The 24,648-nt window shown below is 73.0% G+C and carries 23 protein-coding genes; 6 read left to right on the top strand and 17 right to left on the bottom strand.

The genetic code is table 11. The features are described 5' to 3' along the window. Window positions 1–267: 267 nt before the first annotated feature. Window positions 268–1,560: a bifunctional glycosyltransferase family 2/GtrA family protein gene (locus DEI98_RS07365; RefSeq protein WP_111100365.1), complete on the bottom strand. Its 1,293-nt coding sequence runs from the start codon at window positions 1,558–1,560 to the stop codon at window positions 268–270. A 113-nt stretch (window positions 1,561–1,673) separates the two neighbouring features. Here DEI98_RS07365 and DEI98_RS07360 point away from each other — a divergent pair, with 113 nt between their 5' ends. Beyond that, entirely contained in the window at window positions 1,674–2,492 is an 819-nt protein-coding gene (locus DEI98_RS07360; RefSeq protein WP_111100364.1) for a helix-turn-helix transcriptional regulator, read from the top strand. A 39-nt stretch (window positions 2,493–2,531) separates the two neighbouring features. Here the strand turns inward: DEI98_RS07360 and DEI98_RS07355 are convergent, their stop codons facing one another. The 10 genes from DEI98_RS07355 to DEI98_RS07310 form a co-directional block, all read right to left on the bottom strand. Continuing rightward, window positions 2,532–3,038 (bottom strand): hypothetical protein, encoded by a 507-nt coding sequence (locus DEI98_RS07355; protein WP_245165815.1) that lies wholly within the window; start codon window positions 3,036–3,038, stop codon window positions 2,532–2,534. A gap of 265 nt (window positions 3,039–3,303) precedes the next feature. Next, on the bottom strand, window positions 3,304–3,636 hold the full coding sequence (locus tag DEI98_RS07350) for a hypothetical protein (protein ID WP_146243461.1): 333 nt from the start codon (window positions 3,634–3,636) through the stop codon (window positions 3,304–3,306). A 257-nt stretch (window positions 3,637–3,893) separates the two neighbouring features. Next, window positions 3,894–4,163 carry a hypothetical protein gene (locus tag DEI98_RS07345; RefSeq protein ID WP_111100362.1) on the bottom strand — a complete coding sequence of 90 codons (270 nt, stop codon included), beginning with the start codon at window positions 4,161–4,163 and terminating at the stop codon, window positions 3,894–3,896. Between the two features lie 100 nt (window positions 4,164–4,263). Then, window positions 4,264–5,817 (bottom strand): cell wall metabolism sensor histidine kinase WalK, encoded by a 1,554-nt coding sequence (locus DEI98_RS07340; protein WP_146243460.1) that lies wholly within the window; start codon window positions 5,815–5,817, stop codon window positions 4,264–4,266. A gap of 56 nt (window positions 5,818–5,873) precedes the next feature. Beyond that, the gene (locus DEI98_RS07335) at window positions 5,874–6,596 is read right to left on the bottom strand and encodes a response regulator transcription factor (protein WP_111100360.1); all 723 of its coding nucleotides are present in this window, start codon (window positions 6,594–6,596) and stop codon (window positions 5,874–5,876) included. Window positions 6,597–6,631: 35 nt separating this feature from the next. Next, window positions 6,632–8,803: a glycosyltransferase family 39 protein gene (locus tag DEI98_RS07330; RefSeq protein WP_258370765.1), complete on the bottom strand. Its 2,172-nt coding sequence runs from the start codon at window positions 8,801–8,803 to the stop codon at window positions 6,632–6,634. Window positions 8,804–9,128: 325 nt separating this feature from the next. Then, window positions 9,129–9,941, bottom strand: coding sequence for a fructosamine kinase family protein (locus DEI98_RS07325; protein WP_111100359.1), 813 nt, complete (start codon window positions 9,939–9,941; stop codon window positions 9,129–9,131). A 117-nt stretch (window positions 9,942–10,058) separates the two neighbouring features. Then, window positions 10,059–10,793, bottom strand: a complete 735-nt coding sequence (locus tag DEI98_RS07320) for a response regulator transcription factor (RefSeq protein ID WP_111100358.1) — start codon at window positions 10,791–10,793, stop codon at window positions 10,059–10,061. Next, a complete protein-coding gene (locus DEI98_RS07315) occupies window positions 10,781–11,992 on the bottom strand; it encodes a sensor histidine kinase (RefSeq protein WP_111100357.1) in 1,212 nt (403 codons plus the stop codon). The genes DEI98_RS07320 and DEI98_RS07315 overlap by 13 nt, the downstream gene beginning before the upstream one ends. An 84-nt stretch (window positions 11,993–12,076) precedes the next feature. Next, entirely contained in the window at window positions 12,077–12,925 is an 849-nt protein-coding gene (locus DEI98_RS07310; RefSeq protein ID WP_111100356.1) for a LysR family transcriptional regulator, read from the bottom strand. Window positions 12,926–12,996: 71 nt separating this feature from the next. Between DEI98_RS07310 and DEI98_RS07305 the strand changes: the two genes are divergently transcribed. The 3 genes from DEI98_RS07305 to DEI98_RS07295 all read left to right on the top strand — a co-directional run bounded on the left by DEI98_RS07305 (window position 12,997) and on the right by DEI98_RS07295 (window position 16,499). After that, entirely contained in the window at window positions 12,997–13,902 is a 906-nt protein-coding gene (locus DEI98_RS07305; RefSeq protein ID WP_111100355.1) for a DMT family transporter, read from the top strand. A 98-nt stretch (window positions 13,903–14,000) separates the two neighbouring features. Beyond that, window positions 14,001–15,587, top strand: a complete 1,587-nt coding sequence (locus DEI98_RS07300; protein WP_111100459.1) for a long-chain fatty acid--CoA ligase — start codon at window positions 14,001–14,003, stop codon at window positions 15,585–15,587. Between the two features lie 42 nt (window positions 15,588–15,629). Further along, entirely contained in the window at window positions 15,630–16,499 is an 870-nt protein-coding gene (locus DEI98_RS07295; RefSeq protein WP_111100354.1) for a UbiA family prenyltransferase, read from the top strand. A 105-nt stretch (window positions 16,500–16,604) separates the two neighbouring features. Here the strand turns inward: DEI98_RS07295 and DEI98_RS07290 are convergent, their stop codons facing one another. The 5 genes from DEI98_RS07290 to DEI98_RS07270 all read right to left on the bottom strand — a co-directional run bounded on the left by DEI98_RS07290 (window position 16,605) and on the right by DEI98_RS07270 (window position 21,867). Beyond that, window positions 16,605–17,798, bottom strand: coding sequence for an NAD(P)/FAD-dependent oxidoreductase (locus DEI98_RS07290; protein WP_258370764.1), 1,194 nt, complete (start codon window positions 17,796–17,798; stop codon window positions 16,605–16,607). A gap of 85 nt (window positions 17,799–17,883) precedes the next feature. Beyond that, the gene (locus DEI98_RS07285; protein WP_111100353.1) at window positions 17,884–19,131 is read right to left on the bottom strand and encodes an acyltransferase; all 1,248 of its coding nucleotides are present in this window, start codon (window positions 19,129–19,131) and stop codon (window positions 17,884–17,886) included. Window positions 19,132–19,415: 284 nt separating this feature from the next. Further along, on the bottom strand, window positions 19,416–20,714 hold the full coding sequence (locus DEI98_RS07280; protein WP_071406544.1) for an NAD(P)/FAD-dependent oxidoreductase: 1,299 nt from the start codon (window positions 20,712–20,714) through the stop codon (window positions 19,416–19,418). A 103-nt stretch (window positions 20,715–20,817) separates the two neighbouring features. After that, window positions 20,818–21,366 (bottom strand): dihydrofolate reductase family protein, encoded by a 549-nt coding sequence (locus DEI98_RS07275; RefSeq protein ID WP_111100352.1) that lies wholly within the window; start codon window positions 21,364–21,366, stop codon window positions 20,818–20,820. 21 nt (window positions 21,367–21,387) lie between these two features. Then, a complete protein-coding gene (locus DEI98_RS07270) occupies window positions 21,388–21,867 on the bottom strand; it encodes a hypothetical protein (RefSeq protein WP_111100351.1) in 480 nt (159 codons plus the stop codon). An 82-nt stretch (window positions 21,868–21,949) separates the two neighbouring features. On the opposite strand from DEI98_RS07270, the gene DEI98_RS07265 reads away from it, so the two are divergent. Next, complete coding sequence (locus DEI98_RS07265; protein WP_146243459.1) at window positions 21,950–22,723, top strand: alpha/beta fold hydrolase; 774 nt, start codon at window positions 21,950–21,952, stop codon at window positions 22,721–22,723. Further along, the gene (locus DEI98_RS07260) at window positions 22,720–23,517 is read left to right on the top strand and encodes an alpha/beta hydrolase (RefSeq protein ID WP_309147102.1); all 798 of its coding nucleotides are present in this window, start codon (window positions 22,720–22,722) and stop codon (window positions 23,515–23,517) included. Before DEI98_RS07265 ends, DEI98_RS07260 begins: the two co-directional genes overlap by 4 nt. 88 nt (window positions 23,518–23,605) lie before the next feature. Here the strand turns inward: DEI98_RS07260 and DEI98_RS07255 are convergent, their stop codons facing one another. Then, window positions 23,606–24,619 carry a LacI family DNA-binding transcriptional regulator gene (locus tag DEI98_RS07255; protein WP_110864091.1) on the bottom strand — a complete coding sequence of 338 codons (1,014 nt, stop codon included), beginning with the start codon at window positions 24,617–24,619 and terminating at the stop codon, window positions 23,606–23,608. Window positions 24,620–24,648 lie beyond the last annotated feature (29 nt).

Here is a 24,648-nt window from a genome sequence, read left to right as displayed (position 1 = left end):
GACCGATGGTGGCAGTCGGGCCCTGTGGGGTGGTGGTGCGGTAGGGCGATGCTACGGCTTGGTATACCGACCGTGCAACACGGGTGGTGGGCGTGTGATGGTGTCGCACCGTGCGGGTCTGTTCGGCTGGTGCGAGGTTGCACGCTCGGTGCGAGTTCGTAGCGCTGCACGGAGCGTGCAACCTGGCACGGGATGGCCGACGCCGCACGGTGCGGCGTGCCGCGGGCGCCTTGCAACCCTGCACCGGGTGGGTGACCCGGCACGGTGTCAGGCAGCGCGGTCGCCGGTGCGCTCGTGGGCCGCGATCGATTCGGTGACCGCCGTGCTGGCGTCGGCCGCCGGGGTGGTGCCGGGGCGGATGAGCTCCGGGCGTCGGCGACCACGGAACACCCACGCCTTGAACAACACGAACCGCACGCCGGTCGCCACCAGGTTGGCTGCCGTCAGCACCGCGATCTCCGCACCGTGCGAGGCTCCCGGCACCGACGCGTGCAAAACCACGAGCGACCCCGACGTGATGGCCCAGGCGATGCCGAACACGACCAGACCCTGCACGTGGTGCCGACCGGCTCCCGCACGGCCCCGCACCCCGAACGTGAACCTCCGGTTCAGTGCGGTGTTGCCGATCGCCGTGACCAACAGCGCGAGGAAGTCCGCGGTCTGGGCGCCGATCGCCGGCCGGAACAGGGCGTACAGGGCAGCGAACGCCAAGGTCGAGAGCACCCCGATCGCCCCGAACCGCACGACCTGCCCCAGGAACCCCACGCTCGGTGGGGTGAACGGCTGCCGACCGATCGCCGCGTAGACCGTGCTGATCGGCACCCGCCCGGTGGCGATGTTCCTCGACACCCGCCACATGCCCTTCAGGTCCTCGGTCGCGGTCGACGCGATGTGCACCGAGGAGTTGACGTCGTCGACCCAGTCGACGGGGACCTCGTGGATGCGGAGTCCCGCGTGCTCGGCCAGCACGAGCAGTTCGGTGTCGAAGAACCACGCATCGTCCTCGCACAACGGCAGCAGGTGGTCGGCGGCGGCCTTCGTGACCGCCTTGAACCCGCACTGCGCGTCCGAGAACGACACCCCCATCGTCGTCCGGAGCAGCAGGTTGTACGAGCGCGAGATGAACTCCCGCTTGCTGCCGCGCACCACGCGCGACGAACCGGCGAGCCGGGTGCCGATCGCCAGGTCCGAGTGCCCCGACAGCAGGGGTGCCACGAGGGGTTCGAGCGCGGCGAGGTCGGTTGACAGGTCCTCGTCCAGGTAGACGAGCACGGCCGCCGGCGATGCCGCCCAGACCTCCTTGAGCGCGCGGCCCCGGCCCTTCTCGGGCAGGTGCACCGCGTGCACGCCGGGGAGCATCGCGGCGAGGTCGTCGGCGATCCGGGCGGTGTCGTCGGTCGAGGCGTTGTCCGCGATCGTGATCCGCCACGAGTGGTGCAACGACGTCCGGCAGAACGTGTGGAGCCGTCGCACATGGGCGGCGAGCGTGTCCTGCTCGTCGTAGCAGGGGACGACGATGTCGATGTCGAGGGGCTGGTTCGTCTCCGTCATGCCGCTCATGCTCGGCAGCGGGCCTACGGGGGCCGAGGCAGGGCGCTGTGGCCCGGGTAAGAACGAACACCACGTGAACGCAGCGGACACGACACCTGTTGTCCGGATACGTTCGACGCACGATGACGACCGAGCGCGACGACGCACGACGGACGGCCGTGCTGCTCCCCGGGGAGCGGCTGGGGCTGGCGCTCGACGAGCGGTGCCCGGAGTTCACGGAGCTGCTGCTCGCGCCACCGTTGCACGGCATCCGACCCGACGGGCACGACTGGCTCCGGCGTCGGTACGAGCAGATCGTCCCGCTCGTGCTCCCCGCGGCACTGCGCGCGGTCGAGCGTGGGGAGCCGCTCGACCCGGAGTGCCTGGTGCGGCTCCGCGAGGTCGCAGCCGCCACCGCCGACGACCCGCAGGTCGACGTCTCGGTCGTGCTCCGCGGCGCCCTGCCCGCGATCCGTGTCTTCGCCCTCGTCATGCACACGGCCACCCGCGAGCACGCGACGACGATCGACCACGCCGGCCGGACGATGCTCGCGATGAGCCGGGCATCACTCGTGGCGCACGAACTCGGCTCGTGCTGGGCGGAGGCCTGGGCGCAGCACCGCGGAGGGGCGTCGGCGGACGCGACGACAGCGCTCGGCACCGACGACATCGACCTGGTGGCATCGGCGCCCGGCCTGGACGAGACCGAGGAACGGATGCTGGCGCTCGCCGCCCGTGGTCTGTCGAACGACGCCATCGCCAAGGAGACCGCCTACAGCCGACAGGCCGTTGCCTGGCACCTCGGCCGGCTGATGAAGTCCTGGAACGCGCCGAACCGGACGGCGCTGGTGTCGGTCGCCTTCGTCCGGGGCTGGATCCGGTCTCGGCGGGACTTCAGGCTGGCTGCACGCAACCGGCCGTCGGCGATCGAAGCGGCGCGGTCGAATGGCGACGCCCCCTGAGACCGAGGTCCCAGGGGGCGTCGCCGACGAACGGGGGAGTCAGCCGCCGTTGACGTGGATGACGTTGTCGATGCGCTCGATGTTGCCGAACACACCCCAGTTCAGCCAGCCGCCGTCACCGTTGTTGGTGACCTTGCCGGGTCCCTTGAACCAGTAGATGACGTAGTTGCCACCCTTGATGTCGATCGACTGGGCGTCCGCGACGTCGCCCTCGACGGTGATGTCCTGGTTCTTGTTGACCACCGCGACGGTGAGGCGGTCGGGGTTGCCGGCGTTCCAGTAGCCGACGTCGAGCGCCGCCTGGACGGCACCGCCGCGGTCGCTCTGGTCGTTGACCGCGTCCTTGATCGCGTTGACGATCGCGACCGGGTCGAGGTTGACGTTGACGCTGCCGCCGACGGACGACGAGGTGCTGGGCGGCGCGGGCTCGGCGGCCTGCGCGGGGGCTGCGACGAACGCCCCGGCGATGACGGCGCCACCGAGGGCGGTGCCGGCGAGGAGCTTCACGGACTTGCGCTTGAACGAGTTCATGATCGTGTTTCCCATCTCTGCAGTGGTGACCCGTTCGGGTCGTCTTGCTCGGACAGGACCCAGCCTGCGTGCGCTCCGACGCGGATGCACGCGATCGGGCTCGACGTTGGTCGATCGTCTGACGATCCGGACGACGCCCGATCGCCGTGCCATCGTCTGCCGGTCCTGGCGTGTGACATGGCACGGTGGTAGCGTGATCGTGATCGTGCTCGTTGCGTTGAGCTTCGAGAAGTGGACCCGAGACCCATCCGGACGGTTGGGCGCTCGGGTTCTGCGCGTTTCAGGCGTCGATCACGGTGAGCTCCGTCGGGCAACGACGTCGCCAGTCGCCGCCCTTCGCCCACGCCCCCTCCACTGCGTCCGGCAGGGCCAGGAGCGGCTCGTGTGCAGCCGTCTCGTGGCGGTGGACCAGGCGAGCGCCACCCGAGTCCCGCGTCGCCTCGACGATCCACTGTCGGTCCTTGCGGACGAGTGTCTCGTCCCGCTCGAAGCACACGCTGATCCGCGGAGACACCGCGGTGGCGGCGACGAGTCGTCTGAGGCACGCAGCGCGGCGTGCCGTGTCAGATCGCCCGTCCTTGACGGCACGGAAGACCGTGACCTCCACCGGCAAGGACGCATCGTGCTGAGGATCAGCCGGCGACGGGCCTCGCTCTCCTTCCGCATGTGCAGGCGCGACTGCCCACGCAGGACGAGGCCGGTGAGTGCCGACCGTGCGGCCCGTGTCGATGAGCGTTCGAGGCAGACGGCGACGAGGAGGTAGTCCTTGACCTTCGACTCATCGACGAAGACCTCTCGGTACCCGTTCGTCGCTGTCGTCACCACCGCGTCCCCACGGCGTACCACTCTCCATATCAGTGGCGCTCTCGGTCAGCTGGGCAGCAGGATCTGCACGATCGCGACGACCACGAGCGCCGCGATCGGGACGCCCGCGATCCAGGCGCCCGCCCGCATCTGCGTCCGGCGGATCGTGGGCGGTGCGTGCGAGGAGCGCGCGAACTCGGTCGCGGCCACGAGCTCCGGCGCCGCGGCCGGCGGAGCGGGTTCGGGCTGGGGGCGGTCGTCCTCGAACGCCGGGACCTCGACCACCAGGTCGGCGGGGTCCGGGCGGCCCGGGAGCTTGTCGTACGCGTTCGTCACGGGGCCTCCTCGTCCGGCGTTCTCCGACCAGTATGCGACCCGGACGGCACTCGGTGAGCAGGAGATGTCGAGTGCGGTCGCGGCACCCGACGTCTTCTGCTCACGAAGCGCCCGAGGCCGGCAGGTCCACGGTGAACGCGGTCCGCCCGGGCTCGGACGCGACCCGCACCCCGCCGCCGTGCGCCACGACCACGGCCCGCACGATCGCCAGCCCGAGTCCGCTCGTGCCGTGCTCCCGTGAGCGCGAGGCCTCACCCCGGGTGAACCGGTCGAACAGGGTCGGCAGGGACTCGGCGGGGATCGGCGGCCCGTCGTTCGCCACGACGAAGCGGACGACGGCACCGTCCGACGCAGACGCAGACGCAGACGCAGACGCAGACGCAGACGCAGACGCCGACGCCGACGCGGCCACCGACTGCAACGACACCACGACGGCAGTCCCCGGCGGCGTGTGCGTCCGGGCGTTGGTCAACAGGTTCGTGACCACCCGTCGGAGCTGCACCTCGTCACCGGCCACGAGCACCGGCTGGTCGTCCACGATCTGCAGCGTCCACCGGTGGTCCGGCGCCGTCGCGCGGGCGTCCATGGTGGCCTCGACCACCAGCGACGTCAGGTCGACCGGTTCGCGGACGACCTGCGACGCCGGCGCCCCCGACGCCAGGGCCGAGGCGTCGAGCCGTGCGAGCAGCAGCAGCTCGTCGACGAGGTCGCCCATCCGGACGGCCTCACGTCCGATCCGTTCGACGTTGCGGTGCACGGCGTCCAGGTCCGAGGTCCGCTCCGACAGCTCGGCGTACGCCCGGACGGTGGCGATCGGGGTCCGCAGCTCGTGGGAGGCGTCGGCGACGAACGTCCGCATGCCGGCCTCGGCGTCACGACGGACGGTGAGCGCCCGGGCGACGTGGCCCAGCAGCCGGTTCAGCGCGTTGCCGACCTGCGCGACCTCGCGGTTCGCGCGCAGGTCGGAGTCGGAGACGCGGACGGGGATGTCCGGGTCTCCGCGTTCCAGGTCGAGTGCGGTCACGCCGGACGCCACCGCGGCGACGCGTTCGAGCGGACGGAGCGATCGACGGACGAGCACCGTGAGCGCCCACGCGGCGACGGCGAGCCCGAGCACCATGACGACCCCGATGACGAGCAGCAACCGGGCGATCGCGGCGTCGAGGTCACCGAGGGGGAGCGCGGTGACGAACACGTCGCCGTCGTCGCTGACCGCCTGCGCCCGGTAGTCCCCGAGCGCGCCGAGTTCGACCGTCACGGGGTCGCCGCCGGTCTGGACCGCTGCGAGCGTCCGCTGCTGCGCCGCGGTCAGGCGGCGCTGGTCACCGTCCCCGTCGGTGTAGCCGCCGAGCACCACGTCACCGTCGCGGACGATGGCGATGACCGTGCCCGCTGACTGCCCCGGCGCACCGATGAAGGCGTTGTCGGGATCCGGCAGATCATCCGAGTCCGACGACGACGACGAGGACGAGGACGACGACCCCGGCGGCGGCCCGGACGCCCCCGGCGGAGGTTCCGCCCCGTCCCGTCCGCCGACGGTCCGCATCGCCGCCGTCGACAGCTCCGCGTCGAGCCGGTCGACCAGGTACCCCCGGAACGCGACGACGGTCACCGCCCCCACGACGACGTTCGTCGCCACGAGCAGCAGAGCCACGGCCGCCACGATCCGCCAGCGCAACGACGGCACACGCCCGGTGCGCGCGGAACGGCTCACGTCGCCGGCCGGAGCACGTACCCCGCCCCACGGACGGTCTGCAGCATCGGCTCCCGTCCGGCGTCGAGCTTCTTCCGCAGGTACGACACGTACATGTCCACCAGGTTCGACGACGTGCCGAAGTCCATGCCCCAGACGCTGGCCAGCAGCTGCTCGCGGGACAGCACCCGGTTGGCGTTCCGGGCCAGGTGCCGCAGCAGCTCGTACTCGGTCGGCGTGAACTCGATCGGGTCACCGGCACGGCTGACCGAGCGGGCGTCCTCGTCGAGCCGGAGGTCCCCGACCACGACCTCGGCGCTCGCCCCGGCCGCAGCGACCCGGGCCGAGGTGCGCGCCAGGATCCGCGCACGGAGGAGCAGCTCCTCGATGCCGAAGGGCTTGGTCAGGTAGTCGTCGCCGCCGCCGGTCAGCCCGGCGAGCCGGTCCTCGGGGGCGTCGCGTGCGGTGAGGAACAGCACCCGCACGCCGTCGCGGGCGTCGCGGAGCCGTTCGAGCACCTCGAACCCGTCGATGTCCGGCAGCATCACGTCGAGCACGATCACGTCGGGCTGGAACTCCCGGGCCGCGAACAGCACGTCGCGCCCGCGGTGCACCGACCGCACGGCCCAGCCGTCGCCCGCGAACGCCAGGGCGACGGCCTCGGCCAGGGCGTGCTCGTCGTCGACGACGAGGGCGCGGACGGGGGAGCCGTCGGTGCGCTGCAGCGGGGTGCCGGGCATGTCCCGGAGCCTATCCACCGCGCCCTCGTCGCCGGTCACTCCGTGCTGCTCAGGTCGTAGACGGTCTGGCCACCGACGGTCGTCGACTCGTAGTTCGCCGCGACCCACTCCTGGATCGCCGACGCGGTCGACGAGCCGCCGCCCATGCCGCCGCCGGAGCCGGACGACACGTAGTACCCGATGTCGCCGTCGGCGACGTACGCCTTGAACTGCGCGAGCGTCGGTGCCGGGTCGCTCGACCAGCCGCCGATCGCCATCACGGCGGTGTCGGTGTCGAGTTCGAGCTGCGCGGCCGACTGCGATCCGTTGACCGCGGCCGCCCACTTCGCGTCGGATGCCTCGAGCAGCTCCTGCAGGGCGGACGAGGTCGACGCACCCTCGCCACCACCCCCGGCCTGGAGGCTCGTCCCCGACCCACCCTCGGAGGTCGCGTCGTCCGTGCCGTCCTGCCCACTGCCCGGTGCCGTACCGGACGTGCCGTCCGGCATCTCCGGCGCCTCGCCGGAGGCGCCCTCCGGCGGGGTCCCGCCGGGACCCTGCTGGGAGTCGGACGTGCTGTCGGAGCCGCCGTCGTCGGAGCCGGAGGTCGACCCACCCGGTCCGCCCGTGCCTCCCGGGAAGCCACCGGTGCCGCCGCCCATCCCACCGGAGCTGCTGCCCGCCGGACCGACGCTCGGGATCGAACCGGAGTGCGCGACGGTCGTCGTGGCGAGGGCGTAGGCGGTGGTGCCGGACAGGCCGAACAGGGTGCCGGCGAGGACGCCGACCGTGACGAGTCGGCGCAGCGACGGCACGCTGCCGATGACGATCAGTGCCGCGGACAGCAGCCCGCCGGCGAGCATCACCCAGCGCAGCCACGGCAGCCAGGTCGGGTTCTCGTTGAGCAGGCACCAGCCCCAGAACGCGGTGACACCGATCATCGCAGCGAGGCCGAGGCGGCCGACGAAGCGGGCTCGTGCGTGCCAGAGCAGGGCGCCGCCGGTACCGACGAGTCCGGCGATGGCCGGGGCGAGGGCGACCGTGTAGTACGGGTGGATCGTGCCCGACATGTACGAGAACACGAGTCCGGTGACCAGGAGCCAGCCACCCCAGAGGGCCAGTCCGGCGCGTGCGGGATCGGCCAGGTGCCGACGGCCGACGACGACCAGCCCGACGACCAGGGCGATGAGCGCCGCGGGCAGGAGCCACGAGATCTCGAGCCCCATCTCGGACGAGAACAGGCGGTTCAGGCCCGTCGAGCCGCCGAACGAGCCTCCGGCGGTGCCGCCGGTCGTGCCGCCGCCTCCGCCGCCGTTGCCCGAGCCTCCGAAGATCCGGCCGAGGCCGTTGTAGCCGAACACCAGGTCGAGCACGGTGTTGTTCGTCGAGCCGCCGATGTAGGGGCGGGACTCGGCGGGCCAGAGCCACACGGCGACGACCCACCAGCCCGCGGCCACCACGAGGGAACCGGCGGAGACGAGCAGACCGATCACCCGTCGGCCCCAGCCGGTGCGGGCGGCGAACAGGTAGACGAGGCCGAAGGCGGGCAGGACGAGCAGGCCCTGCAGCATCTTCGTCAGGAACGCGAACCCGAGGGCGACCCCGGCGAGCGCGATCCACTTCCAGCTGCCCTTCGGCAGCGCCCGCACCGTGCAGTACGCCCCGGCGGTCATCAGCAGGACGAGCAGGGCGTCCGGGTTGTCGAAGCGGAACATCAGCGCCGCCGCTGGGGTCGCTGCCACGACGAAGCCCGCGAGCAGCGCGCCGACGTTCGCGGTGGTGGCACCGAGTCGGGCCAGGGTGCGGCGGACCGTGCCCCAGACCAGGGCGACGGAGCCGACGGCCATCAGCGCCTGGGGGAGCAGCAGGCTGAAGCTCGAGAAGCCGAACAGTCGGGCCGACAGCACCATCACCCACAGCGAGGCGGGTGGTTTGTCGACCGTGATGAAGTTCGACGAGTCGAGGGAGCCGAAGAAGAACGCCTCCCACGACTTCGTGCCGGCCTGCACGGCGGCGGCGTAGAAGCTGTTGGCGTACCCGGAGACGCTGAGGTCCCACAGGTAGACCACGGCGGTCACGGCCAGGAGCGCCCAGAACGCCGGCCGGAGCCAGCGGGCGTCGTCGCGCTCGCCGAGGAACAGCCGGGCGAGGGGTGGGCGGCGCCGATCCCGCGCGGCACTGCGCGCGGGGTCGCGTCGGTCGGTCACGGGTATCGGGTACGTGGTCATGTCGATGAGCATCCGGGGCGTTCCCCGACTGCTGCACTGCGCCGGCTATGTGCGGGCTAAGGACGCACGGTGCGCGGTTGGCCGGCGGGCGGCGGCGCGGCGCACGGTGCGCTGTTGTTCGGTCCGTGCGGGGTCGCCTGCTCGGTGCGCGGTTGTAGCGCTGCACGGGGCGGGCGACCCCGCACGGGTTGAGCGAGGCCGCACGGTGCGGCGCCGGCACCGGGGCGGGCAACCCCGCACGGGGTGAGCGAGGCAGCACGGTGCGGCGACGGCACCGGGGCGGGCAACCTCGCACGGGGTGAGCGAGGCCGCACGGTGCGAGGGGTCAGGCGTACCGCTGCGCTGCTCGGAGTGCGGCCCCGGAGTACGAGCCGCCGAACAGGAACACGTGCAGCAGCAGCGGCGCGAGCTGGTGGAGTTCGACGCGCTCCTGCCAGCCGTCGGCCAGCCGTGACTCCCGGTCGTAGGCGGCGAGCACCGTCTCGAGCCGGGGCAGCCCGAACAGCCCGAGCAGTGCCAGGTCGGTCTCCGCGTGCCCGCCGTGGGCGATCGGGTCGATGAGCACGGCGCCGGTTGGTTCGGACGAGTCCGTCGGCCAGAGGACGTTGCCTGCCCACAGGTCACCGTGCAGGCGTGCGGGTCGGTCTTCGACGAGCGCGGGCTGGGGCGACCCGAGCGTGCCGTCCTGCACGCGTGCGGCGACCCGCTCGAACACGGCGGCCTCGGCGTGGTCGAACCCGCCGGCGTCGACGATGCGGCGGACGAAGTCGCGGATGCGGTACTCGGCGAAGAACTCGCCCCAGGTCGCCGGTGCCTGCTCGGCCGTGACGAACGGGGTGCGCGAGCGGCCCATCCGCAGCGCCGCACCGCGGGTCCAGCCGGCGGGCGGTGCACCCCAGTGGCCGGCACCGGCGGCGTGCGTGTGCGCGAGGGACCGGCCGAACCGCTCGGCCTGGGCGGCGGTGGGGGAGCCGTCGGAGATCAGCTCGAGGTCGAGCACGGTCGGGGTCGGGCGCCCGAGCACGCGGGCGATGCGGGTGCCTCCGGTGTCCTCGGCCTCGGTGAGCCAGGCGAGTCCGGCGGCTTCGGCTGCCGCTTCGTCCGCGGTGGTGAACGTCTTCACGTGCGTCTCGGCCATCGGTCCATCCTGCCGAGGGGGCACCGTCGACCGTTCAGCCGACGGTCACCCGGGCACCGGGGCACCCGGCGGACCGTTTACCCGGCGGACTGGTCACCCGGCGCCCCGGTCACCCGGTCACGCGCTCGGCTCTGCCCGCCGGGCCGCGTGCACCACGAGTGCGAGCTGCACCCGGTTCTCGACGCCGAACTTCTCGTACACGTGCCCGACGTGCGTCTTCACGGTGGCCAGGCCCACGTACAGGTCGGCGGCGATCTGCGCGTTGGATGCCCCGTTCGCCACGGCGAGTGCGACCTCCCGCTCCCGCTCGGTCAGCAGGGCGAGCAGCCGGCGTGCCTCGGTGTCGTCCGCAGCGGCATCGACCGGTGGCCCTGCCGGTGCGCCGCCCGGACCACCGGCCGCCTGGCGCGAGCGGGATCCGGCCGCGAACGCGATGACCCGGTCGAGCACGGACGGGGACAGGATCGAGCGCCCGGCCGCGACGGTCCGCACGGCCTGCACGAGTTCGTGCGGCGGGGTGTCCTTCAGCAGGAACCCGCGGGCGCCGGCCTGCAGCGCTCCGAGCACGAGGTCGTCCCCCTCGAAGGTCGTCAGCACCAGGACGGCCAGGTCGGGTCGTCGGCGCAGTTCGCGTTCGGTGGCGACGAGTCCGTCGCACCGGGGCATCCGGATGTCCATGAGCACGACGTCGGGAGAGGTCGACGCGATGACGCCCTCGGCTTCGAGCCCGTCGCCCGCCTCGCCCACGACCACCAGGCCGTCGTCGCCGCTGAGGAGCATGCGGAGCCCGACGCGCACGAGCTGGTCGTCGTCGACCAGGACGACGCGGACGGGAGCGGTCACGGGGTCCACGGCAGCACCGCCTCGACCACGTGCACACGTCCGTCGCTGCCGGCGCGGAAGCTCCCGCCGACGAGCCGGGCGCGTTCGGCGAGCCCGCGCAGGCCGTGCCCGGCCGTGTGCCCGGAGGCGTCCGCGGGCGCAGGTCCGTCGGTCAGCGTGTTCGACACCGCCACCCGGATCGCCGGGCCGGGGACGGTCTCGACGACGACGTCGACGGGCGCTCCGGGGGCGTGCCTGCGGGCGTTCGTCAGTGACTCCTGCACGATCCGGTAGGCGTGTCGCCCGACGGCGGTCGGGACCGCCGTGCCGTCGGTGTCGACGCGCGCCCGGACGGCCGCACCGCCGGAACGCGCCTGGTCGAGCAGGTCGGGCAGGTCGACGAGCGTCGGCTGCGGAGGCGCGGTGCCGGTCACCTCGTCGCCGCCGGTCGCCGCGGGGTCGCGCAACACCCCGAGGACGTCGCGCAGGTCGGTGAGCGCGGAGTGCGCCTCGGCCCGCACGACCCCGGCCGCCGCGGCGGTCTCGTCGGGGGTGAGCCCCGGGCCGCGGTACTCGAGGGCACCGGCGTGCAGCGCGACCAGGGACAGCCGGTGGCCCAGGACGTCGTGCATCTCGCGGGCGATGTGGGCGCGCTCCTGCTCGCGGGCACGGTCCTCGCGCAGCTGCTGGTCGCGTTCGAGCAGGGCGGCCCGCTCACGCAGCGACAGCAGGAGCGCCCGGCGCTGCCCGATCGCGATGCCGATGACCACGAGCAGGGCGATGCCGACGACGCCCGCGACCAAGATCTGCCAGAGCGGCATGTCGTCGGCCGGGGGCGCCAGGACGACGTCGTAGAGCACCGTGGCACCGAGCAGCACCGCGCCGGCGGCGGCGAGCTCGACGGCCCGGCGCCGGGTGGCGAGCGACACCGTGGCGATCGCGGCCGCTCCGACCGCCAACGTCGACACCGAACTGAGGGCAGCGATGACGACCGTGATCAGCAGCGGTGCCCGGTGCCGGAACGGCAGGAGGACGAGGGCGGCCAGGCCGGCACCCAGGTCGCCGAGGATCAGTGCGCCGACGTGCAGGTCGCTCCACCCACGGGTGTCCATCGTCGGCCACACGAGCCCCGCGGTGAGCAGCCCGGTCAGGGCCGCGACGGCGACACGCCAGGTCTGGGACCACACACGCTGCCCGAGCGGCACGGCGGGGAGCGTGGTCGAGGTCATGCCCCGAGCCTAGGGAGCCGTCGGGACGAGCGGATCCGCCGAAGGTCGGAGCTGCCGGAGCAGCCTGACCAGGGGGCGTCCGTCTCAGACCGCGTCGACCAGGGCCCGCGCCAACGGGTGCCACGCACGGGACGACGGCCCGCTCAGCACCAGGGTCCGTTCGAGCCGCCGGGCCATCGGGATCATCACGAGGTCCGGCGGCAGCATCCCGCGGCCCAGGGTCGGCACGATCGACACGCCCTCGCCCCGCTGGATCATCCCGAACATCGTGCTCATCTCCCGCACCCGGTGGGCGTACCGGAACGGCCGGCCGTCGAGTTCGTGGAGCTTCTGGACCTGGTACTCGCAGCCACCGCCGCCCGCCACCAGACCGTCCTCGTGCAGGTCGTCGAGGGTGAGCGCGGGCAGTTCGGCGAGGGGGTGGTCGCGGCGGATCACGGCGGCCATCTCGTCCCGCGCCACGACCACGCCGCCGTCGGGCACCGGCGAGGGGTCGACGAGCACGGCGGCGTCGACGGTGCCGGCCTCGAGCCACTCCGGCATCTCGTCGTCGTCCCCCTCGTAGACCTGCACGTCGACGTCGGGCAGGGTCACCGCCCACAGTTCGCGGAGCCGCGGCAGCAGGCCCTGGCAGACGGTGGGGACGGCGGCGAGGCGCACGGTGCCGCGCGCCGTCGCGGGCCGGACCACCGCCTCCAGGGCTTCGACCGAGGCGAGCACGCTGCGGGCGTGGGCCAGCAGGCGGTCGCCCAGCGGTGTGGCGGCGGCGACCGTGCCGCGGCGCACCACGGGGCCGCCGACCTCGCGTTCGAGCCCGGCGACGGCGTGGGACACCGCGGACTGCCCGACGCCCAGCGCTGCGGCCGCTGCGGTGAAGGACCCGGCGTCGAGCGTGGCGACGAACGCGCGCAGTTGCTGGACCGAGACGGTCATGCGTCCTCCTCATGGCGGCATGAGCGACATGCGTTTGCCGCATGTCGCCCGGTGGTCCGACACTAGGCCACGTGAACGCCCTCCTCTACGCCCTCGTCGCACTGACCTGGGGATCGAGCTTCCTCTTCGCGAAGATCGGCCTCGACGGTCTCGCCCCGCAGCAGGTCGCCACCGTGCGGACCGTGCTCGGTGGGGTCACGCTGGTCGTGGTGCTCCTGGCGACCCGTCGCCGGTGGCCCCGGGAGCCGCGGACCTGGGCGCACCTGGCGGTCGTCGCGGTGTTCCTCAACGCGGTGCCGTCGTCGCTGATGGCGTGGGCCGAGCAGACGGTGCCGTCCGGGCTCGCGAGCATCTACAACGCGACGACGCCGATCATGACGCTGGCCGCACTCGCCGTGCTCGTGCCGTCCGAACGGCTGCGCGGACGGCAGGTGCTCGGGATCGTGCTCGGCATCGTCGGGGTGCTCGTACTGGTCGGCCCGTGGGACGTGCTGACCGACCCGGATGTCCTGGCGAGCGTGCCGGGACAGGTCGCGCTGCTCGGCATGACCGCGTCCTACGGCATCGGGCTCGCCTACCTGCGCCGGGTGGCCGTGGCGAGCGCGTACGACCCGGTCACGCTGGCGACGGTCCAGCTGACGCTGGCCTCCGGGATGCTCCTGCTGGTCGCGCCCGTCATCGCGACCGGTCCGGTGCAGTTGGACGGGAGGATCGTGGCCGCGATGGTCGCGCTCGGTTGCGTCGGCACGGGGCTCGCCTACGCCTGGAACACGCGGCTCGTGCAGGCGTGGGGCGCCGGCCGCGCCTCCACCGTCACGTACCTGACGCCGGTGGTCGGGGTGGCGCTCGGTGTGCTCGTGCTGGGGGAACGGGTGCGGTGGAACGAGCCCGTCGGCGGGCTCGTCGTCCTGCTCGGGATCGCCCTGGCGTCCGGGGTGCTCGTGCGCCGGCGGGAACCTGCGGCGTCCGCAGCCTGACCGGTCCACCGGGCCGAGCCTGCCTGACCGGTCCACCGGGTCGGGCCGTAGGATCGGCGGTGACGACGACGAGGTCGTCGACGAAGACGGAGACCGGCATGCACGACACCCACACCACCCGCGCGACCGCGTCGGTCGCAGCGATCCTCGCCGAGTCTGCGGCGCGCTACCCGGACGACGTCGCCGTCATCGTGGGCGACGTCCGCACGACCTACGCCGAGCTGTGGGCGCAGACCCTGGCCTACGCCGGGGCGCTCCGCGCGCGGGGCGTGACCGAGGGGGCGAAGGTGGCGATGCTCGTGCCGAACGTCGCGGACTTCCCCCGCGTCTACTACGCCACGCTCGCCCTCGGCGCGGTGGCAGTGCCCGTGCACGCGCTGCTGAAGCGCCGCGAGATCGAGTACGTCCTGCGCGACAGCGGCGCGACACTGCTCGTCTGTGCTGCCCCGCTGCTCGGTGAGGGCGCCGCCGGTGCCGAGCTCGCCGGGGTCGACGTCGTGACCGTACTCGCGCCGGCGACGGCCGACGACGGGCCCGCGGCCGGCCCCGACCGGCTCGAGGCCCTGGCCGCGCAGAGCGAACCGCTCGACACCTACGTGCCGCGGCACCCGTTCGACACCGCCACGATCCTGTACACGAGCGGCACCACCGGCCAGCCCAAGGGTGCCGAGGGCTCGCACTTCGCGCTGCTCGAACAGGTCAACACCAACCTGATGACGACGTTCGACATGCACCGCGGGGACGTCCTGCTCGGCGCCCTGCCGCTGTTCCACACGTTCGGGCAGACCTGCACGATGAACACCGGCTTCCGGACCGGCGCGACGCTCGTCATGCTGCCGAAGTTCGACGGTGACTCGGCGCTCGCCGCGATGGTCGAGCACGGCTGCGGCATCTTCATGGGCGTCCCGACGATGTACATGGCGCTGCTCGACGCTGCGACCCGGTCCGAGGCCCGTCCGACGCTCCGGTACGCGATCTCCGGCGGTGCCTCGTTGCCGCTGGCCGTGCTCGAGCGGTTCGAGCAGGTCTTCGACGCCCCGATCCACGAGGGGTACGGACTGACCGAGACCTCGCCGGTCGCCACCTTCAACCACGTCGGGCAACCGCCGCGGCCCGGCACCATCGGCACGGCGGTGTGGGGCATCGACGTCGAGATCGCCGACCCCGAGGTCCGCGACGCGATCGTCATGCTGCCGCACGGCGAGATCGGCGAGCTCGTGATCCGCGGCCACAACCTGATGAACGGGTACCTCGACCGGCCCGAGGACACCGCCGAGGCCATCGTCGACGGCTGGTTCCGCACCGGTGACCTCGGCACGAAGGACGACGACGGGTACCTGACGATCGTCGACCGCACCAAGGACATGATCATCCGCAACGGCTACAACGTGTACCCGCGGCAGGTCGAGGAGGTCCTCGCCACCCACCCCGACGTGGCGATGGCCGCGGTGTTCGGCGTGCCGCACGCGGTGCACGGGCAAGAGGTCGAGGCTGCGGTGGTCCTGCACGCCGGCGCGACCGTCGAGCCGCAGGTGCTGGTCGACTTCGTCGCCGCCGAGATCGCCGCGTACAAGTACCCGCGCGTGGTGCACGTGCTCGACGCGCTGCCGCTCGGCCCGAGCGGCAAGGTGCTCAAACGTGAACTCGTCGACCGGTTCAGCGTCGAGGTGACGGCGGTTCCGTGATCCGCCCCACGACCGCGCAGGGGCGATCCGTACGCTGACCGGGTGACCGCCAGCCGTACCCCGTCGACCGCGCGCCTGCTGTTCGCATCGTCGCACCCCGGCCCCACCGTCACCGTGACCGTCCTCGCCGCGGTGATCGCGGCCGCCGTGGGGCACCCGGTGTGGCTCGTGGTCCTGGTGGCGCTGACGGTCGTCGCCGGGCAGCTGTCCATCGGGCTGGCGAACGACTGGATCGACGCGGACCGCGACCGGGCCGTCGGGCGGAGCGACAAGCCCGTCGCCCGCGGCCTCATCGCCGTCGGCACCGTCCGTACCGCCGCGTACGCCACCGCCGGGATCGCCGTGGTGCTCTCGCTGTTCCTGGGGCCGGTCGCCGCGGTCGCGCACGTCGTGCTCGTCGCCGCCGGGTGGGCCTACGACGCCGGGCTGAAGCGTTCGGTGTGGTCGGTGGCGCCGTTCGTCGTCGCCTTCGGGCTGCTGCCCGTCGTGTCCGTCGCGGCCGGGCCCGAGGGACAGTGGCCGGCGTGGTGGGCGATCGCCACGGGGGCCGTCTTCGGGATCGCGATCCACTGCACCAACGTGCTGCCCGACCTGGTCGACGACGCCGCCACCGGGGTGCGTGGCTTCCCGCACCGGCTCGGGCTCCGGGGCGCGGGGATCGTCGCGTTCGCCTCGCTCGTCGTCGCTGCAGCGCTGGTGCTCGGCGGACAGGTGCTCGGCGACGACCCCGTGCAGGGGCTCGGCGTCGTGCTCGCGGTCCTCGGTGCCGTCGTGGTGGCGGTGCTCGCCGTCGTCGGCGTCCGGTTGGTGCTCGCGGGACGCGCATCGCGCACCCTGTTCCGGCTGGTCATCGCGTCGTCCCTCGTGCTCGTCGTCGAGCTCGGCTTCGCGGGCGCGCGACTCGTCGCCTGACGACGCGGAACAGACTGCGCGACTGCGCGACTGCGCGACTGCGCGACTGCGCGACTGCGCGACTGCGCGACTGCGCGATTGCGCCGGTGCGCCGGACGCGAGCCGTCAGGCCCAGCGCATCGCGTAGAGCCGGGCCAGGCCGTGCGCGGTCGGCAGCGACAGGGCGGTCCGGAGCAGCGCCTCCCGGCCGGTCGCCGTGACGGGGCCGAGCGGACGGCCGAGTGCCATGTTCGCCTCGGCCTGCCGAGCCGCGCGGCGGGCGGCTGCCTGGCGGCGGGCGGCGTAGCCCGGCCACGGCCCGGCCGTGCCGGTGCGGACCGCTCCGGCGAGCAACGGCGCGAGCTCGGCGGCGTCGAGCCACCCCAGGTTCATGCCCTGCCCGCCGATCGGACTGATCTCGTGGGCGGCGTCCCCGACGAGCACGGCTCGGCCGACGCCCACGCGGTCGGCGGTGCGGCGGCGCACCCGGAAGCCGCTGGTCATCGAGCAGGTCGCGGGGTCGGGGACGACGCCGGTGCGCTCGGCGACGAGTGCGGCCAGGCGTGCGACGACGGTGGGGTCCGGCGTGCCCGTCCAGCTGCCCTCGGCCGAGGCGAACGCGTCGTCGTTCGGCACCAGGGCGACGTACCGGCGACGCGCACCCGGCAGCGGGAAGGACTCGACCACCCCGTCCGGGCCCACGTCGACCAGCGCGGCCGACCGGGCCGACGGTGTCTCGGGATCGGCGAAGTCGCCCATCACGTAGCGGTCCGGGTACTCCCGGCCGGTGGTGCCGATGCCGAGCAGGTCGCGGACGGCGCTCCGGGCACCGTCGGCCCCGACGACGAAGGCCGCACGGACCGTCACGGTGTCGCCGTCCGGTCCGGTCCCGGTGGCGTCGACGTGGTCGGGATGCCGGGACAGTGCGGTCAGGGTGGTGCCGGTCCGGAGAGCGCTCGGTGCGCTGGCCCGGAGCTGGTCTCGGAGCAGGGACTCGGTGCGGTGCTGGTCGAGGGTGGCCACGTACGGGTGGGTCGGCGACGCGCGGTCGAAGCGCAGGGTGCCGAGGGTCCGACCGCGGCTGCGGGCCACGCCGGCGTGCACCAGCGACGCCTCGGCGAGCACCGCGGTGTCCAGACCGATCGCGGCGAACGCGTCGAGGGACGGCGGGTGGATGCCGATGGCCCGCGAACCGGTCGGCGGCTCGTCCCGGCGTTCCCACACCCGGACGTCGACGCCCCGCGCCGCCAGGAGTGCCGCCAGGAACAGCCCGACGGGGCCGCCGCCGACGACGAGGACGTCGACGCGTTCGATGGGCACGCCGCTGAGCCTACGGTGACCGTTCGTCACGGCGTTCAGTGAGCAGAAGGCGTCGGATCAGCGGGCCGTACTTGACGTCTTCTGCTCACTCGATGCGCCGCGCGGACGCGGGCGCGTGCGCTGGCGCGGGCGGGGTCTCCGGTGTAGCGGGCGCGGCGGCCCTGCGACCCGCACGGACCCGTGCGCGGAACCGCTCGACGGGCACCTCGACGGCGTACGCGGCACCGATCGACACGAACGCCACCGCGCCGACCAGGCCGACCGTGCCCCAGGGGCCGATCGCGAAGGTGCCGAGCAGCGCGATCACCAGCGGGTGCCAGAGGTACGCCGAGTACGAGACCCGGCGGCCGAACCACGACACCGGCGTCCAGGCCAGGGCGGCGGACACGGGGGAGCGGACCGAGACCAGCCCGCCGATCGCCACCGCCGCGATCACACCGGTCAGCGGCAGCACGATGCCGAACGTCGACGCGTGCTGCGTCCAGTCGTCGTCGATCCAGAGCAGCACCCAGACCAGCAGCACGAGACCGAGCCAGGTCGCCACGTGCCCGAGGACCCCGGCGGCCCGCACGCGCACCCGTTCGTCGTCGAGCAGCAGAGCCAGCGCGCAGCCGATCGCCAGCGGCACGACCCCGAGCACGGGCGAGAAGTAGACGTCGGGCGTGGCACCGCCGCTCGGGCTGCGGTAGCTCGCCCACGACACCGCCGACGCCCCGACGACCAGGACCCCGAGCCCCGCCAGGAGCCAGCGGCGGCGGACCCGGAGCGCGGCGAGCAGGACCAGGACCGGCGGCCACACCAGGTAGAACTGCTCCTCCATCGACAGGCTCCACGTGTGCGCGAAGACGCCCTGCGACGTGTCCCAGAAGGCGCGGAACAGGTTGCCCGTGTAGGTCAGCGCGATGAACGCCGCTTCGCCGGACGACAGCGAGGCGCCCTTGTAGTCACCGACCCAGTTCCAGAGCAGCAGCCCGACGACGACGAACGCGAGCAGTGCCGGGTACAGGCGGAGCAGCCGCTTCACCCAGAACGAGCCGAGGAGCACCCGCCCGGTGCAACGCCGTTCGCCGAGCAGCAGCGTCGTGATGAGGAAGCCGGACAGCACGAAGAACACCGTCACGCCGATGAAGCCGCCCTCGAACTGCGGCACGTGCAGGTGGTACAGGACGACGACCAGGATGGCGAGCGTCCGGAGTCCGTCGAGCGCGGGTGCGCGGTGCGTCAGCGGGGGTGCCGGAGCCTGCCGCGTCCCCGCCCCGGAGTGCTCCGGGACGGCCGTGCGGTGCTGTGGCTGCGCCTGCGTCGGCGCGTGGGTCAGCGTGGTCGTCGCCATGGTCCCTCCCCGCGCTGCTCGGTTGCGTGTCGCCGACCAGGGTCCTCCTCGCGGGTAAGAGGAGTCTCAACGAGCGGGGCCGGTCCGTGGGTCCGCCCCACGCGTCGGCGCCAGCCCCGCGCACCACGCGCCGGCCGGGAGGCCCGTGGCCCGCCCGCACCGCGCCTCCTGGCCGTCGCGCCCCGCGTCCACCGCATGCACATGGTGAGCAGGAACGGTCGGGTCCGACGTGCGGACCCGACCGTTCCTGCTCACGAAGCGAGCGTGCGAGCGACCGCGCGCGGCTACTCGGCCTTCTGCAGCTGCCAGGGGTCCGGCTCGCGGTCACCGTTCGGGCGCACCGGGCGCACGTCACCGACGATCGGGATCGAGCGCTTCCGCATGAACCACACGTAGCGGACGAAGAAGTGCGTCAGGGTCGACATCCGGTTGCCGGCGCCGAGCAGGCTCGTGATGTGCACGAACACCCAGGCGAGCCAGGCGACCGGGCCGACCATCGTGATCCCGCCGCGCAGCTGGGCGACCGCGGCGTTCGTGCCGATCGTCGCCATGGTGCCCTTGTCGAAGTACTTGAAGCGCTCGGTGGCCTTGCCCTCGAGCAGGCGCACGATCTGCCGTGCCGAGTGCCGTCCGCCCTGCAGCGCGGGCTGGGCGAGCTGGGCGAGGGCGTCGTCCTGCGCGGCGATGTCACCGGCGGAGAAGATCCGCTCGGCGCCCTTCACGCTCAGGTCGTCGTTCACCTGGATGCGGCCACCGTGGGTCTGCGGCAGGCCCCATCCGGAGACCTCCTTGTGGGCGGCGACACCGGTCGCCCAGATCACCTGCGACGCGGGGATGAACTCGCCGTCGGCGGTCATCACGCCGTCGCGCTTGACCTCGGAGACGCCGGTGTTCAGCCGCAGCACGACACCGCGCTTGCGGAGCACCTTGGCGGCGTAGCGGCGCAGGCGCGGGGCGAACGGCTTGAGGAGCTCGCCGCTGCGGTGCACGAGCGTGATCGAGATGTTGCCGCGTTCGATCTCCGGGTACGCGCCGACGAGTGCCTGGTCGCGGAGCTCGGCGAGCGCGCCGGCCATCTCGACGCCGGTCGCACCGCCACCGACGATCACGATGCGGATCTCGTCGGGGCCCTGGTTGGCCGCCGCTTCTTCGAGCCGGGTGAACAGCTCGTCGCGGATGCGGAGTGCCTGCGAGCGGGAGTACATCGAGTACGCGTACTCGTACGCACCGGGGGTGCCGAAGTAGCTCGTGTTCACGCCGTTGGCGAGGATCAGGTAGTCGTAGTGCAGGTGCTCACCGTCGGACATCTCGGCGATGCGCTCGTCGGTGCGGATGCCGGTGAGCAGGCCGTGACGGAACTCGGCGTTCGACTGGCGGGCCCGGAGCGAGCGCAGGAAGTACGTCACGTCGCCGGCGTTCAGGCCGCCCGTCGCCACCTGGTACATCAGGGGCTGGAACATGTTGTAGACGTGACGGTCGACCAGGGTCACCCGGACCGGCGCGTCGGCGAGCTCCCGCATGGCGGCCACACCGGCGAATCCACCGCCGACGATGACGACGTGCGGGCGGGTGTCCTGGGTCATGCTTGCTCCGGTGTTCCTCGGGTGCGGATGGTCACCCACGAGGGTACGCGCGGTTTGCCGGGGCGCATGACGGGCAGAGGCCGGGAGGCCCGTGGTGCGTCCGTCAGGCGTCGAACCGCCCGTAGGTGTTCAGCACGTTCCCCTTGCTCGTCACGGTGCTGTCGACCAGACGCAGGCGCGTGGGCGGGTCGGTCGGTTCGAACAGTCGCCGGCCACGGCCGGCGATCGCCGGGTGGATCATGAGCTGCAGTTCGTCGAGGACCCCGGCGAACAGCAGGCTGCGGACGAGCGTGACACTGCCGCACACGGCGATGTCCGCCCCGTCGCGCTGCTGCAGGTCGCGGACGAACGCGGGGACGTCGCCCGGGATCAGCGTGCTGTTCTGCCAGGTCAGGTCGTCGCCGAGCGTGGTGGAGGCCACGTGCTTCTCGATCGGGTTGATCCACTGCCCGAAGGGGTCCTCCGGGTGGGCGGGCCACCACTCGGACCACTCGAGGTAGCTGTTCCGGCCGAGCAGCACTGTGCCGGTGCGGGCCATGAAGGCACCCATGGCCGCGCCGAGCTCGTCGTCGAAGCTGTCGTACTGGAACTCGTAGGGGTCCTGCACGACGCCGTCGACCGACGTGAACAGACCGGCAGTGGTCTTCCGCATGGGACGGATCGTACCCGCCGGTCAGCTCCCGGTGCCGTCGGTGCTGCCGGGGGCCTGGCCGGTGCCGTTGCCCGGGAACCGGTTCGTGCCGGGTACCTGCGTGGTCGACTGCGTCCGGTCCGCACCGATCGCGTGGCCGATGGCGAACCCGACGCCTCCGCCGACGAGCAGTGCGGCGAGTCCGACGATCGCGGCGAGGAGCGGCCAGAACCACGGGGGCTTCGGGCCGGTGCTGCGGCGGTTGGTCGGGCTCGCGGCGCCGGCTGCGGCTCCGTACCAGGGGGTGGCGCCGTTCGGGGCGGTGGAGTCCCAGGCGCCCGGGTTCCTGGCGCCGGCATCCGCACGGTACGGCTGCTGCTGCTGCTGTGGTTGTTGCGGCGCCGGGGCGTCGAGCGTGGAGGTCGACGTCGGGGCGGCGCCCCAGCCGGTCGGAGCCGTTGCCCGGTTCGCCCGGTCGGAGCCGTCCGGTTCGTGGCCGTTGGTGGGAGTGGTGTCGCTCATGCCAGGAGTGCACACGGCCCGGCTATGCGCAGCCGATGACGAGGCTGACCCGGTGCTGCGAACCGCCGCGTAGCCTCGGCTCGTGCGCGCTGCTGTGGAGACCGTCCGGATCGACGGGTTGCCCGTGCGCCTGCACACCATGGCGGCGCGAGAGCCGGTCCGCGACGACACCGACCCCACCGTCGTGTTCGTCCACGGCATCGGGATGTCCCACCGGTCCTTCGCCCGGTCGCAGCGCGCCGTCGCCGTTGAGCACCGCACGATCAGCGTCGACCTGCCGGGGTTCGGCTGGCTGCCCGCGGCCGGTCGGCGGCTGCCCATCGAGGAGCTCGGCGACGTGGTCGTGCGGGCGGTCCGTCACCTGGTCGACGGCGACCTGGTGCTCGTCGGGCAGTCGATGGGTGCCCAGGTCGTGGTCGAGTCCGCCCGGCGCCACCCAGAGACCGTCGCGGCGATCGTGCTCGTCGGTCCGGTGATCGACTCCGAGCGGCGATCGCTCCCGCTGCAGGCGCTCGACCTGGGCCGCGACGGGTTCGTCGAGGGGGTCCGGATGAACGGCGTCCTGGTCACCGACTACCTGCGGAGCATGCGGCAGTACACGCGTGAGCTCGGGCCGATGCTCCGCTACCCGACCGAGCGGACGATCACCGAGGTGACGCAGCCCGTCCTCGTCGTCCGCGGCACCCAGGACCCGATCGCGCGGCACGACTGGTCGGCTCGGGTCGCGGCCGCTGCGCCGAACGGCACCTTCGTGGAACTGGACGGCCCGCACCACGTGCAGGAACGGCAGCCGGACGCCTTCGCACGCCTCCTCGAGACGTTCCGCAGCGCCGAGCGCCTGGAGGGGCTGCGATGACCCGGCCGACCACGTCGGGGACGGAGGCGGCGCGGACGGCGCGATCCGGGCCTCCAGGCCGTGTCCCGCTGGTGCGACGCGCGTGGTGGGCCGCACTCGACTGGGGGTACGCCGCCAGGTGGCAGGTGCGCAGCTTCGGCCCGACCACCGCGGACGACTACCGGTCCGGCGCGGGGCAGCCCGTCGTCGTGGTCCCCGGTGTCTACGAGACCTGGCACTTCATGCGGCCGCTGATGGACGCGCTCCACGATCGGGGACACCCGGTGCATGTGCTGCCCGTCCTGCGGCACAACCTGCGCCCCGTGCCGGACTCGGCGCGCGAGGTGATCGCGACCCTGGAGGAACAGGACCTGCGGAACGTGCTCGTGCTCGCGCACAGCAAGGGCGGGCTGATCGGCAAGTACGCGATGACGCAGCTCGACCAGCACGAGCGGATCGACCGGATGGTCGCGGTGTCGACGCCCTTCGCGGGCTCGGTCTACGCGCGGCTCGCGCCGGTGCCGCACCTGCGGGCGTTCCGGGCGGCCGACCCGGTGCTGGCCGGGCTGGCGCGGGAACTCGACGCGAACGCGCGGATCACCTCGGTGTACGGGGTGTTCGACACGCTCATCCCCGAGGGTAGTGAGCTCCAGGGGGCGACGAACGTGCGGCTGCCGGTGGGAGGGCACTTCCGGATCCTCGGCGATGCGCGGACGCGGTCGGCGGTGCTGGCGGCGGCGGACCCGGGCGGGGGCTCCGGCTCCGGGTCTGGCGGCGGCGCTGGCGGCGGCGGCGCTGGCGGTCTTTCGCGCTGAGCGACACTTCGTGGGCGCGCGGCCGCGTGAGGTGTCGGTCAGCGCGAAACGGCGCGGCGGCCGCAGCGGCAGCGGCGCGGCAGCAGCGTCAGCGCGGGCGGTCGCCGACGCTCGCGCGCTCGACGATCCGGTGCGGCACGACGACGGTCTCCGGCGCCGCCGCGCGGTCCGCGATCCGTCGGGTCAGCAGGTCGAGCGCCGCCGTCGCGAAGGCCCGACGGTCGAACGACACCGTGCTGAGCGACGGGATCGCGTACGCGGCCGCGTCGACGTCGTCGAACCCGATGACGCTGACCTGCTCGGGAACCCGGACCCCGCGGGCGGCCAGGACGTGCAGCACCCCGAACGCGATCGAGTCGGTGAAGGCGAAGACGGCGTCGGGCAGGGGGTGCTCGTCGAGCCAGGCCGCGAAGGTCGTCGCCGCGGAACTCGTGGTCCACGACGGCAGCGGGACCCGGAGCGACGGGTCGGGCGTGATGCCGGCGGCGGTGAGCGCGGCGGTGTACCCGCGTTCGCGGAGCTCGCTCGTCGCCGTCGCGGCACCCTCGGGTGACGCCCCGACGATCGCGATGCGCCGGTGCCCGTGGGCGATGAGGTGTTCGGTGACCTGCTCGGCTGCCGCGCGGCTGTCGACGTGCACCTGGTCGACGTGCTCGGGCTCGACCTCGCCGATGACGACGGTCGGCGGCAGCCCCTCGGTCGAGGCCAGGACGCTCGCGCTGAGGGACACCGGGTTGAGGATCAGCCCGTCCACCAGGTGTGCCCGGGCACGGGAGACCAGTTCGCGTTCGCGGGCCGGGTCGTTGCCGGTCTGCTCGAGCTGCACGACCCAGCCGCGTTCGCGGGCGAGTTCCACGAAGGACTGCGCGAGTTCGGCGGAGTAGGCGCTGCCCATCTCTGGCAGCGTCAACGCGATGGCTCCGGAGCGGCCGTTCCTGAGCCCGCGGGCGGACAGGTTCGGCACGTAGTCGAGCTCGGCGACCGCGCGCTCGACGCGTTCACGGGTCTCCGGGCGCACGACCACGCCGCCGTTGACGACGTTGGAGACGGTCTTCGGGGACACCCCGGCGAGGGCGGCCACGTCCCGCACGGTTGCGCGCATCGGGACGAGCGTAGCGCGGGGCGGTGGCG

The sequence above is a fragment of the Curtobacterium sp. MCLR17_034 genome, assembly GCF_003234485.1.
Taxonomy (GTDB): Bacteria; Actinomycetota; Actinomycetes; order Actinomycetales; family Microbacteriaceae; genus Curtobacterium; species Curtobacterium flaccumfaciens.
Note: the sequence above shows the minus strand (reverse complement) of the source record. Positions and strands in the feature narration are given on the sequence as shown.